We start from the raw sequence: 14,558 nt of genomic DNA, 5'->3' as shown, positions 1-14,558 counted from the left end.
AACGACCAGGTCACGACGGTGGCGGCCAGGCCACCGAGACCGACCGTTCGTCCGGTGGGACGACGGCCGGGCCTGCTGCGGAACGCGACGGTGCGGAGGTACCTGGTGGCCTTCCGTACGCCGCGCGGTGTTGCGGGGGCGGTGATCCTCGCGGTTCTGGTCCTGACGGCCGCGCTGGCTCCGGTCATCTTCCCGCACGGGTACGACCAGCAGTCCGCGGACTCGTTGCAAGGGGCGAGCGGGGCACATCCGTTCGGAACCGACGAACTCGGCCGCGATCTCCTCGTGCGCACGGTCTACGGACTGCGCACGGATTTCTCGATCATCCTGGTGGCGGTGCCGCTCAGCATGATCGCGGGAACCGCCCTCGGCCTGGTCGGCGCGCTGTCGCGGGTCGCGGGTGCCGTCGTCCAACGGATCCTGGACATCATCCTCGGCTTCCCCGGTGTCGTTCTCGGCGTGTGCGTGGTGCTGATCATGGGACCGGGCTGGGCCGCGCTGGTGGTGTCCATCGCCGTCGGCGGCCTCCCCTTCTTCGGGCGTCAGGCGCGGGCGGCATTGCTCGAACAGAGTGGACGAGAGTACGTCGTCGCCGCACGGACGCTCGGCGTCAGCAAGAGCGCCGTACTGTGGCGGCACATCCTGCCGAACGCGGTGGACCCCATCCTGGTCGGCGGCGCGATCTTCGTGGTCGTGGCCGTCTTCATCGAGGCCGGCCTGAGCATCATCGGCCTGGGCATCCAGCCGCCGGCCCCGTCGCTCGGATCCCTGCTGAATGTCGGGATCCGGTTCGTCGAGCAGTCGCCGCTGTACATCCTCGGTCCCAGCATCGTCCTGATCCTGCTGTCGATGTCGTTCAGCCTCCTGGCCGACGCCCTGAACGAAACGGTGATCCGCAAATGACCACGCCCACGACCTCCGCACCCGTGCTGCGGGTCCAGGACCTCGAGGTCACCTTCGACCTGCCGGACGAGCAACTGAAGGCGGTGGACGGGATCTCGTTCGCTCTCGAGCCTGGCCGCATCCTGGGTATCGTCGGTGAGTCGGGCTCCGGCAAGTCGGTGACCTCACGCGCGATCATGCGCATGATCCGTCACCCCGGCCGGGTGACCGGCGGGCAGGTGGAGCTCAACGGTCGCGATCTGCTGGCGCTGAGCGAGAAGGAGATGCTCGCCGTGCGCGGCAAGGAGATCGCGATGATCTTCCAGGACCCGCAGGCGGCGCTCAACCCGGTGATGCGGATCAAGGACCAGATCGTCGAGGCCCTCAAGATCCACGGGACCGACGGCGCCGCCGCTCAGGCCCGGGCGCTCGAACTGCTCGAGCAGGTCGGCATCCCGGAGGCGGCCCGCGCGGCGCAGAAGTATCCGCACCAGTTCTCCGGCGGTATGCGTCAGCGGGTCGTGATCGCGATCGCGCTGGCCAACGATCCGTCGATCCTGATTGCCGACGAGCCGACGACCGCCCTCGACGTGACGATCCAGGCCCAGATCCTCGACCTGCTCCGGCGGCTGCGGGACGAGCTGGGGATCGCGATCCTGTTCATCACCCACGACATGGGCGTGGTCGCGGAGATGTGCGACGACGTCGTCGTCATGCACCTCGGCAAGATCGTGGAGCGGGGGACCGTTCGCGACGTCCTCACCCGGCCGCAGGACCCGTACACCGTCTCGCTGATGGCTGCCATCCCGAAGATGGACGCACCGTTGCGCGAGGACGCTCCGGCGGCCGAGCGGACCGTGCTCGAGGTGCGGGAGCTCAAGACGGACCTCAACACGGCGCGGCGGAGCTGGTTCCGCAAGCCTGTGCCGTTCTATGCGGTCAACGGCGTGTCCGTGCAGGTGAGCGCCGGCGAGACCCTCGCCCTGGTAGGGGAATCCGGCTGCGGCAAGTCGACATTGTCGCGAACGATCGTCGGCATCAACGAACCCGCGAGCGGCGAGATCCTCGTGAACGGCGAGCCGGTGGAACTGCGAACCGACGAGCAGCGCCGGGCACTGGCCAGGACAGTTCAGTACGTCTTCCAGGATCCGTATTCCTCGCTGAATCCCCGCCGTACGGCGGGCCAGTCGCTCGAGGAGGCACTCAGGATCGCCGGAGTTCCGCGCACCGAACTCCGCGACCGCAGCGTCGAACTGCTCGAGCGGGTCAGCCTCGGCGCACAACACCTCGACCGGTACCCGTGGGCCTTCTCCGGCGGTCAACGCCAGCGCATCGGCATCGCGCGGGCGCTGGCGTCGGATCCGCGGCTGCTGATCCTCGACGAGCCCGTGTCCGCGCTGGACGTCTCGATCCAGGCCCAGATCCTGGCTCTCCTGACCGACCTGCAGACGACGTTCGACCTGGCGTACCTGTTCATCTCGCACGACCTCGCGGTCGTCCGCGAGATCAGTCACCGCGTCGCCGTGATGAACCGCGGCCTGATCGTGGAGCAAGGTACGACGGAGGACGTCTTCGGCAGCCCACGCCATCCTTACACCCGTACGCTGCTCGCCGCCACACCCGATCTCGACAAGGCGATTGCCTGAGCCACCGCTCAGCACCTGCCCTACTGGAGGGGACACATGACCAAGGACACAGCTCCCGAAGCCGACGGCACGCAGTCGGCCCGGCGTTCGGGACGAGCGACACAGGCGCGCGGCGCGGCGCGGCGGCGGGAGATCCTCGACACCGCGATGTCGCTGTTCTCCGTCGGCGGCTTCAACACCGTCAGCCTTGCCGACATCGCGAACGAGGTGGGCATCACCCAGGCGGGGATCCTGCACTACTTCCCGACCAAGGCGGCTCTGCTGCTGGCCGTGCTGCAGGAGCGCGAGGCACGCAACGTCGTCTCGCGCCAGGAGCATCAGCAGCGTGGGGACTCCCCGCTCGCGGCGTACGTCGAGACGTTGGCGGAGAACGACCGCAACCCCGAGCTGGTCCAGCTGTTCGTGATCCTCGCCGCCGAGAGCACCGCCGAGGGCCACCCCGGTCACGACTGGTTCGTGCAGCGCAACAACAACCTGATGAAGACCATGGTCGGACTGGTCGAGGAAACCGTCGACGTCTCGAAACTCCCGGACGGCGTCGATGCCGAGGTGGTGGCCCGCTGGATGCTGGGCCTGGCCCACGGGCTCGGCGCCCAGTGGGTGTTCGACACCTCGGCGTTCCCCCGCGCCGAGCACGTCAGGCTCTTTCTGAGACTTCTCGAGCCGTACATGCGTCCGTGATGACATCGATCGAAGGATCTTCCGTGCCCCAACCCAACCTCATCGTCATCCTCGCCGACGACCTCGGCTACTCCGACATCGGCCCGTTCGGAGGCGAGATCGACACGCCCTCGCTCCAGCGGCTGTCCGACCGCGGTGTCCGGATGAGCTCGTACTACGTGACGCCGCGCTGCAGCCCTTCGCGGGCGGCACTGCTCACGGGACACCACCCCCACTCGGTCGGCATCGGCGTCCTCACGACGGACAACCGCCCGACCGGGTACGCCGGCTCCCTGACCACCGGCGTACCCACACTTGCAGAGCTGCTGTCCGCCCGGGGCTACGCGACCGGACTGTTCGGGAAGTGGCACCTGGCGAGCGAGTTCAGCAACCCGAGCGACACCTGGCCGACCCGCCGCGGCTTCGACGAATTCCGCGGCATCCTTCCGGGCGCGTCCAGCTTCTACCAGCCGCCGCTCGTGGCCGGCGAGGAGCGGGTCCCGGCCGAGGAACTCGACGACGACTTCTACTTCACCGACGACATCTCGGAGCACGGAGCCGCGTTCGTCCGTCACCACGCCCAGGACGACGAGCCGTTCTTCCTGTACCTGGCCTACACGGCACCGCATTGGCCTCTGCACGCGCGCGAGGCGGACATCGCGAAGTACCGCGATCGGTACGCCGCCGGGTGGGGGCCGGTGCGTAAGGAACGCCTGCGCCGGCTCCAGGAAGAAGGTCTGCTGCCTGCGGTCGACCGGCCTGCTGACGTCGACGACGGTGCGGAGTGGTCCGAGCAGGACCAGGAGTGGCAGGTCGAGCGGATGGCCGTCTACGCGGCGCAGGTCGAGTCCCTCGATCGCGGCGTCGGACGGATCCTCGACGCGCTGGACGAGTCAGGCGTCTCGGACGACACGATCGTGGTGTTCTTCTCCGACAACGGCGGGTGTGCCGAAGAGCTGCCGCCGGGTGCGACGTTCCTTTCCGAGCTCGTCCGCCCGCCGGTGACGCGATCGGGCCAGGAAGTTGTCGCAGGCAACGATCCTGCGGTGATGCCCGGCCCGGAGACGACGTACCAGAGCTACGGCCGGGACTGGGCGACCGTGTCGAACACGCCGTTCCGGCTGTGGAAACGGTGGGTGCACGAGGGCGGCATCTCGACACCGTTCATCGTGTCCTGGCCCGGCGGCGGCGTACCGGCAGGTGGCGCGATCAGTCACGAGGTCGGCCACGTCACGGACATCGTCCCGACCGTCATGGCGGTGCTCGGTGAACCGAACCCAGGCGAGGGAACCAGTCTCCTCGACGTCTGGCGGACCCCGGAGCTCCGCAGCCCCGAACGCACCGTGTGCTGGGAGCACATCGGCAACGCCGCGGTCCGGCGCGGACGATGGAAACTCGTCCGCGAGTGGGGCGGTCCGTGGGAGCTGTACGACATCGAGGCGGACCGGATCGAGTCGGCCGATCTGTCGGGCGAGCATCCGGATCTTGTCAGCGAGTTGGCCGCGGTCTACCAGGAGTGGGCCGAGTCGCACGGCGTCATTCCCTGGCAGGACGTGCTCGACGGGTATGCGGCGCGCGGCATCCCGACGTCCCGGGCGGTCGGATGACGGGCGGTACTGCGGTGACGCCCCCCAACATCCTGCTGATCACCGCCGACGACATGGAAGGTACGACGCCTGGGGCGTTCGGCGGCCCGGCCGGTGTCACGCCGGCGCTGGACCGGCTCGCTGCCGAAGGCATGGTCTTTCGTCGAGCGCATGTCGCGATCGCTGTCTGCCAGCCCAGCCGGTCCGCGATCATGACCGGCCAATGGCCGCACCGCAACGGCGCCGAAGGGTTCCAGCCGATCAATGACGGCGTGCCGCTGCTGACCAGTCTGCTGTCGGCGGCCGGCTACAGCGTCGGCATCCTCGGCAAGGTGAACCATCTGCAGCCCGTCGAGCGGTTCGGCTGGGACACCGTCGTCGAGATGCGTGACCTCGGACTCGGGCGCGACCCGGCGCGGTACGCCGACGAGGCGGCCGGCTTCCTCGCCCGTGCCGAGGGCCGTCCCTGGTTCCTGATGGTCAACGCCCACGACCCGCATCGGCCGTTCCACGGCTCGGCGGACGTGGCTGAGATGTTCGGTGCGGCTGCATCGGATATTCCCGAGCCCTCGCGCGTCTTCGGTGCGGACCACGCCGTACCGCCGGGGTACCTTCCGGACCTGCCGGCGGTCCGTGAGGAGTACGCGCAGTACCTGAGTTCCGCACGTCGGTGCGACGACGTCGTCGGCGCTGTGCTGGGCCGGTTGGACGCGGCCGGACTGACCGACTCGACGCTGGTCGTCTTCCTGTCCGACAACGGGATGGCGTTCCCGTTCTCGAAGGCGAACTGCTATCTGCAGTCGACGCACACCCCCTTGATCGTTCGGTGGCCAGGCCAGGTCGATCCAGGCGAGGAGGCGGACCGCTTCGTCACGATGCTCGACCTGTTCCCGACCTTCTGCGAAGTGGGCGGCGTCGAGCCCGGTGACACCGACGGACGAAGCCTGGTTCCGCTGCTGACCGGCGGTGCACCCGGAGTCGAGCGCGACCACATTGTCACGGTGTTCCACGAAACCGCGGCCAAGCGCCGGTACGAGATGCGCTGCGTCCAGAACGAGCGTTACGGCTACATCTGGAACGGCTGGGCCGACGGGACGACCGACTACCGAGCAGAGAACATGGCGGGGCTGTCCTGGTCCGCGATGCTCGCCGCGGCGAGTTCGGACGATGCCGTCTCGGAACGCGTCCGGTTCTACCGCACCCGTGCCGTCGAAGAGCTCTACGACCTTGTCGAGGATCCCGACAGCCTCGACAATCTCGCGAACCGGCCCGAGTACCGGGAGCAGCTGACATCGATGCGGTCACTGCTCGGCCGCTGGATGGCGGACACCGGCGATCCCCGGCGGACCTCTTTCGAAGGCGCGATCGGGACAGCCGTCCGCGACGGGGACGAGCCGTGACCGCAAGCGCGGAGCGCGTCCGGTTCCCCCGAAGGGTGTTTGCCGCGGGCAACGAACCGGACCCGCGCTTCACGCTCGCCAACGAACGCACGTTCCTGGCGTGGACCCGCACGGCCCTCGCGCTGACGGCCGGAGGAGTGGCCCTGGAGAGCCTCGGCCTCGACCTGCAACCCGGGTTCCGGCTGGCCGCGTCCTTGGTCCTGATCGGAACCGGGACACTGACACCGCCCCTCGCCTGGCGGGAGTGGACGAAGACGGAGCGCGCCCTGCGTGAATCGCGCCCTCTCCCCGGAGCGCACCTCGGTGTCGCTCTGGGGATCACGGTCTCGGTCGTCGGAGCCCTGGTCGCTTGCGCGGTCGTCCTGCGATGACGCACCAGCCTCTGTTCGACGCCGGCCTGCAGCCCGAGCGGACCGAACTCGCGTGGCGTCGTACGGCGTTGTCCATCGCGACCGCGTCCTTGGTATCGGTCCGCGTCCTGCCGGAGATGCTCGGCAGCCTGCTCTGGGCGTTGTTCGGCATCGCGGGCGTCGTCCTCGCCATCTGCGTCTGGACTGCCGCCAGGTCGCGATACCTGCACTTCAACACGACGGCGAACGACGGATCACTCGCCGGCTTAGCCGCCGGCAAGCAACTGTTCGCCGTCACCCTCTTCGCCTCAACAGCCGGCCTCCTCGCCACGGCAGCAGTCCTCCACGCGGCCTGATCCCCGGTGGCCCCACGGCGCCGAGGGGTGAGGTCGGTGCCGTGGGGCCGGGAGGGGTGGGGTTAGGCGCGGGTGAAGGCGCGGATCTCGACTGTGTACGGCGTAGCTGAGAGGACGCCGGTGCGGGTGTCGAAGGGGAGTTCCGCGACGGTGACCTGGGCCGGCTGGCCGACTCGGTTGGTTGCGTCGAGGGTGGTGCCGGTGAGTTGCCACAGCTTGCCGTTCGGGCGGGCGTTGAAGCCGGTGAACGACAGGTCGATGTCCTGGACGTCGGCGGTGGCGTTGACGGTTGCCACTGTCAACGTCTTGCCGTCGGCCGAGAGTGCGGCCATCGCGTCGACCGGGTACGTCGGGCTGCCGGCGTTGACGATCGGCTGGTCGCCGCCCGGCGGGTAGGTCGGCGCCGGCTGGGGTGAGCTGCCGGTCAGTGCGACCGGGGTGACGCCGAACCGCTCCCGGTAGAGCTTGAACAGCACACCGGCCGCGCTGTAGGTCGAGTCGGTCTTGTTGTACGACAGCCACGACGTGCCCATCGTGTACGCCGCCATCGTGATGAAGTCGCTGCCCCGGAACATCTCGTGCAGCATCATCGCCAGGCCGAACAGCTGCTTCATCCCGCTGGCCTTCTGGAAGCCCCACTCGTCGATGCTGACCTTGATCTGGTCCTGTGCGAGCTCCGGGAAGTCCTTCGCGTACAGCTCCCAGTTCTCCCGCACCGACTTGATGTAGCCGGCGCCCCGGCGGCAGGAGTCGACCATCGACTCCGCCGGCGTCACGTCGACGTACTTGCCCTGGTCGAGGTCGAAGCGCTGCGTGGTTCCGTAGCAGTGCTCGGAGATGATGTCGAACTTGCCGGCGCTGCTGGTCAGCAGCCGGTGGTTCCAATCGGTCAACGAGCCGTACTCGACCTTGACCGGCGTGGGCTGCACGATCTGCCGGCTGCTCGGGTCGATGTAGTACGGCAGCCGGTGCACGGTCATGCTGGCCGGGAAGGCGCCGACCGCGACGATGGCGATCGACGGGTCCACCTTCCGCATCGCGTCCGCGAAGAGGTTGTGCTTGATCATGTAGTGCGCCGGCGACATGTAGCCCAGCTGCCAGAAGCCGAACATCTCGTTGCCGACGGCCCAGTACTTGACGCCGTACGGCTTGGGGTGGCCGTTGGCGGCACGGCGCTGACCCATCGGGGTGTCGGCCTTGCCGTTGACGTACTCGACCAGGAGCGCCGCCTCGCGGGCGGAGCCGAAACCGGTGTTGACGCACGGGTACGGCTCGGTGCCGAGCAGGTCGCACATCGCCAGGAACTCGTCGGTGCCGACGTCGTTGGACTGCGGGTTGTTGCGGTCGGGGTCGAAGGTGGTCGGGCGCAGGTCGGGATCGCCGATCGCGTTCTGCCAGTCGTGGCCGGAGACGAAGTTCCCGCCGGGGAACCGCCAGAAGCCGCCGAGCCCGCGGAGCAGGTCGATGGTGTCCTTGCGGAAGCCCTTGACGTTGTCGCCGGGCATCAGCGACACCGCGCCGACCCGGAACGTGCCCGTGCCGGTGCCGGAGATCTGCAGGGTGCCGGTGGTCGTCGCGGTCCGGCAGACGAACCGGAGCGGGATCGTCGTCCAGGCCTTCTTGACCGCGAGCGTGACGCTCTGGCTCTGACCCGGTCCGTCACCCCACGACAGCGTGGCGACGATGTGCGAGCCCGGATCGCCGGCGATCACCACGCGGCCGACGTACGCCTTGGCGGCGAGGCCGAGTCCGGTCTGCTGGATCCCGCGGGTCTCCGAGCGGCTCAGCGCGACCTTCGGCGACTGCTCGCCGACATACGGGTCCTTGGTGTCCATGGTGACGTCGGCGGCCGGGCCGACCGGCCGCCACTTGCGGGTGTTCGGGCTCAGCAGGTCGACCGCGCTGTAGAACTTGCGGTCGGCAAGTACCTCCGACCACAGGCTGTCGTAGACGAGCGTGCCGATGTGCTCGATGAACGCGCCGTAGACGTACGGGAGGATCGGGGCGGACTGCTTGGTGGCGTCGATACCCGCGCTGATCGCCGGCCCGGCCGCGTAGGCGGTGGTGCCGGAGGTGGTGGCCCACAGGCCGGTCGCCAGACCGGCTGCCACGGAGGCCTGGATCACGGTACGGCGGGAGATGCCGCCGCTGTCCGTGCCGTTGTCTGTACCGGTGGCTGTAGACGTGCTGTCCATCTGGTCCTCAACCTTCCCTCAATGCTGCTGTGGACGGGTCAATGTCTGGTGCTCGCACAGCGGTGGCGAGCCGATCGCGCGTGCGGCAGCGATCGAGCCGGAACGAGTCGGCCAGCTCCTGGACCTGCTCGACGCCGAGACCGGCGAACGAGCGGGCGAAATCGTCGACCAGCGGTTCGGCGAGCAGGATGTGCCGGACCAAGGTCGCGATCCACTGCCGCCGCCCGAACGGCAGTGGGTCGAAATTCGGGAACTCGGTGTCGAAGGTCTGCTCGATCGGGTCGAGCAGGTGCCGGACGCCGGTGTCGACGGACCCCCACGCGTCGACGCCGAGGCGTGCCTTCTTCGCCAGCACCGGCGCGATCTGCTGCAGGTACGGCGAATCGGGCGCCACGTGCACGAGCCCTTGCAGCCCGATGTCCTTGTACGTCCACAGGCTCCAGCCGGCGCCGTACCGGTCGTAGATCTCCAGTTGGTCGCGGAGTACGCCGTACCGGGACTCGTCCTGCTCGGGGTCGCCGGAGTACACCGGCCCGAACTCGCCGACCCAGATCGGTGTCCCGGTCTTGAGCATGTACTGCGTGCGCTCGAGGAACGTCGCCTCGACCGCGGCCGCGTCGACGTACCGCCCGCGCGAGACGCCCGGGTACGGGCCGGAGTCCGCGTAGCCGGCCAGCGCGTAGTCGTGGACGCTGTAGACGGTGTTCGGCCAGGGCTCGCCGAAGAGCGCGAAGTCGGTGGCGTGCCGGTTTCCGTCGAGGAAGATCACGGTGTCCGGATCGACCGCTCGGACGGCGTCGTACAGCCGGGTGTAGAACGCGGCGAGGCTCTGGCCGGTCGGAGCGGCCGGCTCGTTGAGCAGGTTGTAGCCGGCCACCCAGGGATTGCCGCGGTACCGGTCGGCCAGCGCCTCCCACAGATGCACCACGCGGTCCTGGAAATCGCGATGCTGCCAGAACAGCGAGAGGTGCGTCGGGTTGTCGCTGTGCCAGCGCTGGTTCTGGAATCCGGGTGCGGCGTGCAGGTCGATGATCGTGTAGAGACCGTGCCGGGCACAAGTCTCGACCGCGCGGTCCAGCAACCGGAATCCCTCGTCTTTAAGGACCTTCGGCCGTTCGTCGTCCTCGAAATGCCGGTAGTTGACTGCCAGCCGGACACAGTTGAGACCGAGCGAAGCCAGGTACGCCGCGTCGTCGTCGGCGAAGAACGTCTCGTAGAAGCGCTCGAAGAACGCGTCGTAGACCTTGTCGCCGAGTACTTCGCGCAGCGCCCGGCGCTGCAGCTCCTCCGTCGACGGATAGCCGGTGATGAAGTTCTCCATGCTGAGCCAGCCGCCGAGCCCGACGCCGCGCAGCAGGACCGGCCGCCCGCTGCGGGTAACCAGCTCACTGCCCGCCACCTGCAGCGCGACGTGTGCCGCATCGGCGGTCATCGGCCGAACCCGGAGGTGGCGATCGATGTCAGGACAGACCAGTAGCGCAATGAACGACGCATGACGGAACCTCTTCGACTGCGCGGCAGCGGACCGGACGGCGGATGAGTCCGGAGATTGCTGATCAGAAAGACCGTGAAAGTTTCCGAATCTTTCGAGATGAACGCTAGGTCGAAGTCCATTGGTCGTCAATACTTCGAACGCCTCGCCGCGATGATTCGCGGCAGGACCCTGGGTGCGTAAACTGTCGGAAACTGCGCCGAAATTTCTGCGAGGTTGTGGTGGCCAGATCAGATCGGGTGAAGATCAGCGACGTCGCTCGCGCCGCCGGGGTGTCGGCGCCGACGGTGTCCAAGGTGCTGAACGGACGTGCGGAGGTTTCGCCGGAGACCCGGGAGCGGGTGCAGGAGGCGCTCCGGGCGCACAACTACCAGCGCCGGCCGAGCGGCAAGCAGCCCAAGGCGGGGCTGGTCGACCTGGTGATCAAGGAGCTCGCGACGCCCTGGTCGGTCGAGATCATCCGCGGCGCGGAGGACGCCTGCCGTGCGGCCGGTATCGGTCTCGTGGTGTCGGCGGTGCACAGCGCCCAGACGGACGCGCAGCGATGGTTGGACAATCTCGCCGGGCGGCACTCCGACGGCGTTCTGCTCGCTGTCTCGAACCTCGGGCCGGCCGAGCGCGAGCGGCTCGACGCTCTCGGCGTACCGCTGGTGCTGATCGATCCGATGGGCGATCCCGAACCGGGCATCCCTTCGATCGGATCGACCAACTGGGCCGGAGGGCTGGCCGCTACCGAACACCTCGTCGGCCTCGGCCACCGACGGATCGCGATGATCGCCGGACTGCCGAATCTCCTGTGCACACAGGCGCGGCTCGGTGGGTACCGCGCGGCGCTGGAACGCGCGGGCATCACGCCCGACCCGGAGTTGCTGCGCTTCGGCGACCACTTCCCGCCGAGCGGGGAGGCGGCCGCGCTCGAGTTGCTGGACCTCGCCGAACCGCCGACGGCGATCTTCGCCGGCACCGATCTCCAGGCCTTCGGCGCGTACAAGGCGCTCCAGGCGCGCGGTGTCCGGGTTCCCGACGACATCAGCGTGGTCGGGTTCGACGATCTCGCTGCCTGCGACTGGGTGACACCGCCGCTGACGACTGTCCACCAGCGGCTCGTTGACATGGCCCGGATGGCCGTCGAGGTGATCGTCGAGGGCCGAGCCGAGGCAGGCGACCCCAGCCGCCTGGAGCTGGCCACCGAACTCACGATCCGCGAGAGCACGGCCCCACCTGCGGCCAGGCGTCCGGGGTAGAACCGGGCGCCGTCGGCGCAGCTTGCCCGGTCAGGTACGACGATCGGACCAGGACGACTGCGTCAGTTCCAGCGACGCCGCTTCCAGGGCGATCAGGATCTCGGCGGTGGCCCTCGGGTCGCTGAGGGAGCGGCCGGTGGTCGCTTCGACCCGGCGCAGCCGGTGGCGGACTGTGTTCGGATGACAGAACAGGACCTTCGCAGCTGCCGCCGCCGAGCCGCCGTTGTCGCGCCACGCGGCCAGCGTCTCGAGCAGGACTTCGCACTGCTCGGCAGGTAGGTCGAGGATCGGACCGAGCACCGTCTGCCGGACCCGCTGCATCACCTCAGGCGTGCTGACAGCCGCGACGGAGAGTGGAAAGTCGTCGAACATCGTGACGTGCGGCGCCCCCGCGGCTGTGCTTGCCATCGCGATCCGCGCGAACCGCAGCGCCGCCGCAGTCTCGGTCAGGGCGGCGTACGGCGGGCTGATGCCGACCCGGCTGCTTGCGGCCGCGGTCAGGATCGTGGTGAGCGGGCGGATGTCGGCGTCGTTCTCGAAACGGACGATCCCGATCTGCGCGTCGGGCATCAACCGCCACGCCGACCCGATCCGGCGGGCTCGCAGACGGTTCTCGACCCCGGGCAACGCCTCCTGGGCCAGTTGTACCGCTTCGGCGGCAACCACGACGAACGGACCGCGTTTGGGCAGGCGAAGGACATCCGCGACGTCCCACACCGAGGTCTCGGGCAGCGGCCGTCCCTCCAGCAGCGCGCCGACCAGGGCCGACCGTTCGCCCTCGTTGCGCAGTACCAGCGTCATCGTCGCCTCGCGATGCGCCGCGGCCATCTCTTCGGCGAATGTGTCGTGCGCGGACCACAGGTCGGAGGCGGCGTCGACCAGTGCCTGGTTCGAGACTTGCTGGTGAGCGCGGGCGTGCCGCACCAGGCTGTGCCAGATCTGGCTGAACAGGATGCGGAACGCCGCCATCACGACCGCGAGCGGCACGCCCTGCTCGGCGCGCAGCGCACCGGTCGTCCGGGCCGCCGCGACATCGGCGTACTGGTCCTCACGCAAGGATCGCAGTACGTACTCGAGGTTTCCGCGCACGGAGGCCCGCAGGTCGTCGGCCGGTACGACGGTGTGCGCGGCGTAGAAGTCGAGGCGGGCCTCGATCGCGGACGCGATCTCGTCGGCGAAGCCGTCGAGCTCGCCGAGCAGCCGGCCGGCGAGTGCCACGAGCGCCGGATCCGGACCGCCCGTGGCCCCGCTGTGCGTCACGCGATCAGCCTAGTACCTGCTCACCCGCGTCAGCCGCCGGCGGCAGCGACGATCAGCTCGACGGTTTCGGCCGGCTTGCTGATCATCGCGACATGCGAGCTGCTGACCTCCACGGTGTGTGCGCCGGCCCGCTTGGACATCGCGCGCTGGGCCTCCGGCGGGATCGTCGCGTCGTCGGCGGCCACGAGGTACCAGCTCGGGATCGTCCGCCAGCCAGGCACTCCGGACGGCGAGGACAGGCACGAGAGAGCGAACCCACGCTGCGCGACCGACATGAACCCGGCCAGCTCCGCGCTCAGGTCGGCACAGAACAACCGGTGAAAGGACTCCAGTTCGATGTAGCCGTCGGCGTCGCCCTCGGCCGCGCCTGGGTACGGACGCCGGTCCAGGTGGTCACCGAGCTCGGTCGATCCGCCGCCGAGCTCGAAGGTCTCGAGCAGCGTCTCGCCCTCGTCCGGTGCGAACGCCGCGATGTAGACCAGCGCCCGGACCCGGGGGTTTCCCGTGCCGACGTTTGTGATCACGCAGCCGCCGTACGAGTGGCCGACGAGTACGACGTCGCCCTCGATCGTCGACACGACGTCGCGGACGTAGTCGGCATCAGCGGCGACGCCACGCAGCGGATTGGCCGGCGCGAGGACCGGATACCCGCGTCCGCGCAGGTCGTCGGCCACCGCCTGCCAACCAGAGGCGTCGGCGAACGCGCCATGAATCAGCACGACGGTGGGCAGTGGGGCAGTGTTCATGAGGAGCCTCGTTCCGGTCGGGAATGACTGCGCACCACGCTGCAACCTCTGACCGGTCCGCACCATGTTCCCGGCCAACCGGAAGAGGCCTGTTCGTTGTTCCTGCGAACAGGCCTGTCGGCGCGGCGATGTGGGGTCCGGACCCCATGGTTTCCCACTGTGCGCCCGACAAGACTGGCTGCTCAGCAAGGCCGTCGGTGCGGGCGGTCCGGGAGGTCGGGGTGAGTGGTGTCAGTGGTGTCAGTGCGAAGGTCCGGCGGAGTTGGTCGATGCGTGCCGGCGATATAGCGGTCGGGTTGCCCACGGTGACGGTGCTGGATCCGGTGGCCAAGGCGGTGCAGTTGATGGCTGTCGGCCGAATGCCGGGGATGGTGGTGGTGGACGACCTCGGTCGGCCGCTCGCGGTGCTGCCGGGGTCGCAGGTGCTGAGGTTGAGCATTCCGGCGGCTTTCCAGGAAGACCCGATGCTGGTTCGGACGGTCGACGAGCCGTCGGCCGACGCCTTCTGGCGCGAGCTCGGTGGGTTGACCGTCGGCGACTGTCTGCCGCGTCCGGTGGCCAGGCCCGTGACGGTGACCGCGGACGCAACGCTGCTGGAGATCGCCGCGGTGATGGCGCGCGGCCGGAGTCCGCTGGCGGCGGTCGTCGGCTCCGACGGGATGCTGACCGGCGTCATCACTCTGGACCGTCTGCTGACTAGCCTGGCGGTGGCCGGACTCGGCGACCAGCCGACGGGGTAGC

At 68.8% G+C, this 14,558-nt stretch carries 13 protein-coding genes; 9 read left to right on the top strand and 4 right to left on the bottom strand.

All coding sequences use genetic code 11. The features are described from left to right. Nucleotides 1-54: 54 nt before the first annotated feature. The 7 genes from ABT313_RS01505 to ABT313_RS01475 are packed head-to-tail and all read left to right on the top strand — an operon-like array spanning nt 55 to nt 6,880. The gene (locus tag ABT313_RS01505) at nt 55-903 is read left to right on the top strand and encodes an ABC transporter permease (protein WP_350847461.1); all 849 of its coding nucleotides are present in this window, start codon (nt 55-57) and stop codon (nt 901-903) included. After that, nucleotides 900-2,528, top strand: coding sequence for an ABC transporter ATP-binding protein (locus tag ABT313_RS01500; RefSeq protein ID WP_350847459.1), 1,629 nt, complete (start codon nt 900-902; stop codon nt 2,526-2,528). Before ABT313_RS01505 ends, ABT313_RS01500 begins: the two co-directional genes overlap by 4 nt. A 36-nt stretch (nt 2,529-2,564) precedes the next feature. Further along, nucleotides 2,565-3,209 carry a TetR/AcrR family transcriptional regulator gene (locus tag ABT313_RS01495; protein ID WP_350847457.1) on the top strand — a complete coding sequence of 215 codons (645 nt, stop codon included), beginning with the start codon at nt 2,565-2,567 and terminating at the stop codon, nt 3,207-3,209. Nucleotides 3,210-3,232: 23 nt separating this feature from the next. Then, nucleotides 3,233-4,795, top strand: a complete 1,563-nt coding sequence (locus ABT313_RS01490; RefSeq protein WP_350847455.1) for an arylsulfatase — start codon at nt 3,233-3,235, stop codon at nt 4,793-4,795. After that, entirely contained in the window at nt 4,792-6,174 is a 1,383-nt protein-coding gene (locus ABT313_RS01485; protein ID WP_350847453.1) for a sulfatase family protein, read from the top strand. The genes ABT313_RS01490 and ABT313_RS01485 overlap by 4 nt, the downstream gene beginning before the upstream one ends. Next, a complete protein-coding gene (locus ABT313_RS01480) occupies nt 6,171-6,545 on the top strand; it encodes a YidH family protein (protein ID WP_350847451.1) in 375 nt (124 codons plus the stop codon). Before ABT313_RS01485 ends, ABT313_RS01480 begins: the two co-directional genes overlap by 4 nt. Further along, complete coding sequence (locus ABT313_RS01475) at nt 6,542-6,880, top strand: DUF202 domain-containing protein (protein ID WP_350847450.1); 339 nt, start codon at nt 6,542-6,544, stop codon at nt 6,878-6,880. Before ABT313_RS01480 ends, ABT313_RS01475 begins: the two co-directional genes overlap by 4 nt. Before the next feature lie 62 nt (nt 6,881-6,942). Here ABT313_RS01475 and ABT313_RS01470 read toward each other — a convergent pair whose 3' ends face one another. Together ABT313_RS01470 and ABT313_RS01465 are read right to left on the bottom strand one after the other, a co-directional pair. Next, the gene (locus tag ABT313_RS01470) at nt 6,943-9,075 is read right to left on the bottom strand and encodes an alpha-L-arabinofuranosidase family protein (protein WP_350847448.1); all 2,133 of its coding nucleotides are present in this window, start codon (nt 9,073-9,075) and stop codon (nt 6,943-6,945) included. A gap of 7 nt (nt 9,076-9,082) precedes the next feature. After that, nucleotides 9,083-10,507 carry a glycoside hydrolase family 5 protein gene (locus ABT313_RS01465; protein WP_350847447.1) on the bottom strand — a complete coding sequence of 475 codons (1,425 nt, stop codon included), beginning with the start codon at nt 10,505-10,507 and terminating at the stop codon, nt 9,083-9,085. 281 nt (nt 10,508-10,788) lie between these two features. Here ABT313_RS01465 and ABT313_RS01460 point away from each other — a divergent pair, with 281 nt between their 5' ends. Next, on the top strand, nt 10,789-11,811 hold the full coding sequence (locus tag ABT313_RS01460; RefSeq protein ID WP_350847445.1) for a LacI family DNA-binding transcriptional regulator: 1,023 nt from the start codon (nt 10,789-10,791) through the stop codon (nt 11,809-11,811). A gap of 30 nt (nt 11,812-11,841) precedes the next feature. On the opposite strand, the gene ABT313_RS01455 is transcribed toward ABT313_RS01460, so the two are convergent. Both ABT313_RS01455 and ABT313_RS01450 read right to left on the bottom strand, forming a co-directional pair. Continuing rightward, on the bottom strand, nt 11,842-13,071 hold the full coding sequence (locus ABT313_RS01455) for a PucR family transcriptional regulator (protein WP_350847444.1): 1,230 nt from the start codon (nt 13,069-13,071) through the stop codon (nt 11,842-11,844). Nucleotides 13,072-13,100: 29 nt separating this feature from the next. Beyond that, nucleotides 13,101-13,817: an alpha/beta fold hydrolase gene (locus ABT313_RS01450; protein ID WP_350847442.1), complete on the bottom strand. Its 717-nt coding sequence runs from the start codon at nt 13,815-13,817 to the stop codon at nt 13,101-13,103. Nucleotides 13,818-14,038: 221 nt separating this feature from the next. Between ABT313_RS01450 and ABT313_RS01445 the strand changes: the two genes are divergently transcribed. Next, nucleotides 14,039-14,557 carry a CBS domain-containing protein gene (locus ABT313_RS01445; protein WP_350847440.1) on the top strand — a complete coding sequence of 173 codons (519 nt, stop codon included), beginning with the start codon at nt 14,039-14,041 and terminating at the stop codon, nt 14,555-14,557. Nucleotide 14,558: the final 1 nt, after the last annotated feature.

The organism is Kribbella sp. NPDC000426 (assembly GCF_040300265.1).
Lineage (GTDB): Bacteria > Actinomycetota > Actinomycetes > Propionibacteriales > Kribbellaceae > Kribbella.
Note: the sequence above shows the minus strand (reverse complement) of the source record. Positions and strands in the feature narration are given on the sequence as shown.

Coding starts and splice junctions, on each gene's coding strand:
- ABT313_RS01500 (WP_350847459.1), top strand. CDS start 900: ATGACCACGCCCACGACCTCCGCACCCGTGCTGCGGGTCCAGGACCTC.
- ABT313_RS01495 (WP_350847457.1), top strand. CDS start 2,565: ATGACCAAGGACACAGCTCCCGAAGCCGACGGCACGCAGTCGGCCCGG.
- ABT313_RS01485 (WP_350847453.1), top strand. CDS start 4,792: ATGACGGGCGGTACTGCGGTGACGCCCCCCAACATCCTGCTGATCACC.
- ABT313_RS01475 (WP_350847450.1), top strand. CDS start 6,542: ATGACGCACCAGCCTCTGTTCGACGCCGGCCTGCAGCCCGAGCGGACC.
- ABT313_RS01470 (WP_350847448.1), bottom strand. CDS start 9,075: ATGGACAGCACGTCTACAGCCACCGGTACAGACAACGGCACGGACAGC.
- ABT313_RS01465 (WP_350847447.1), bottom strand. CDS start 10,507: ATGACCGCCGATGCGGCACACGTCGCGCTGCAGGTGGCGGGCAGTGAG.
- ABT313_RS01450 (WP_350847442.1), bottom strand. CDS start 13,817: ATGAACACTGCCCCACTGCCCACCGTCGTGCTGATTCATGGCGCGTTC.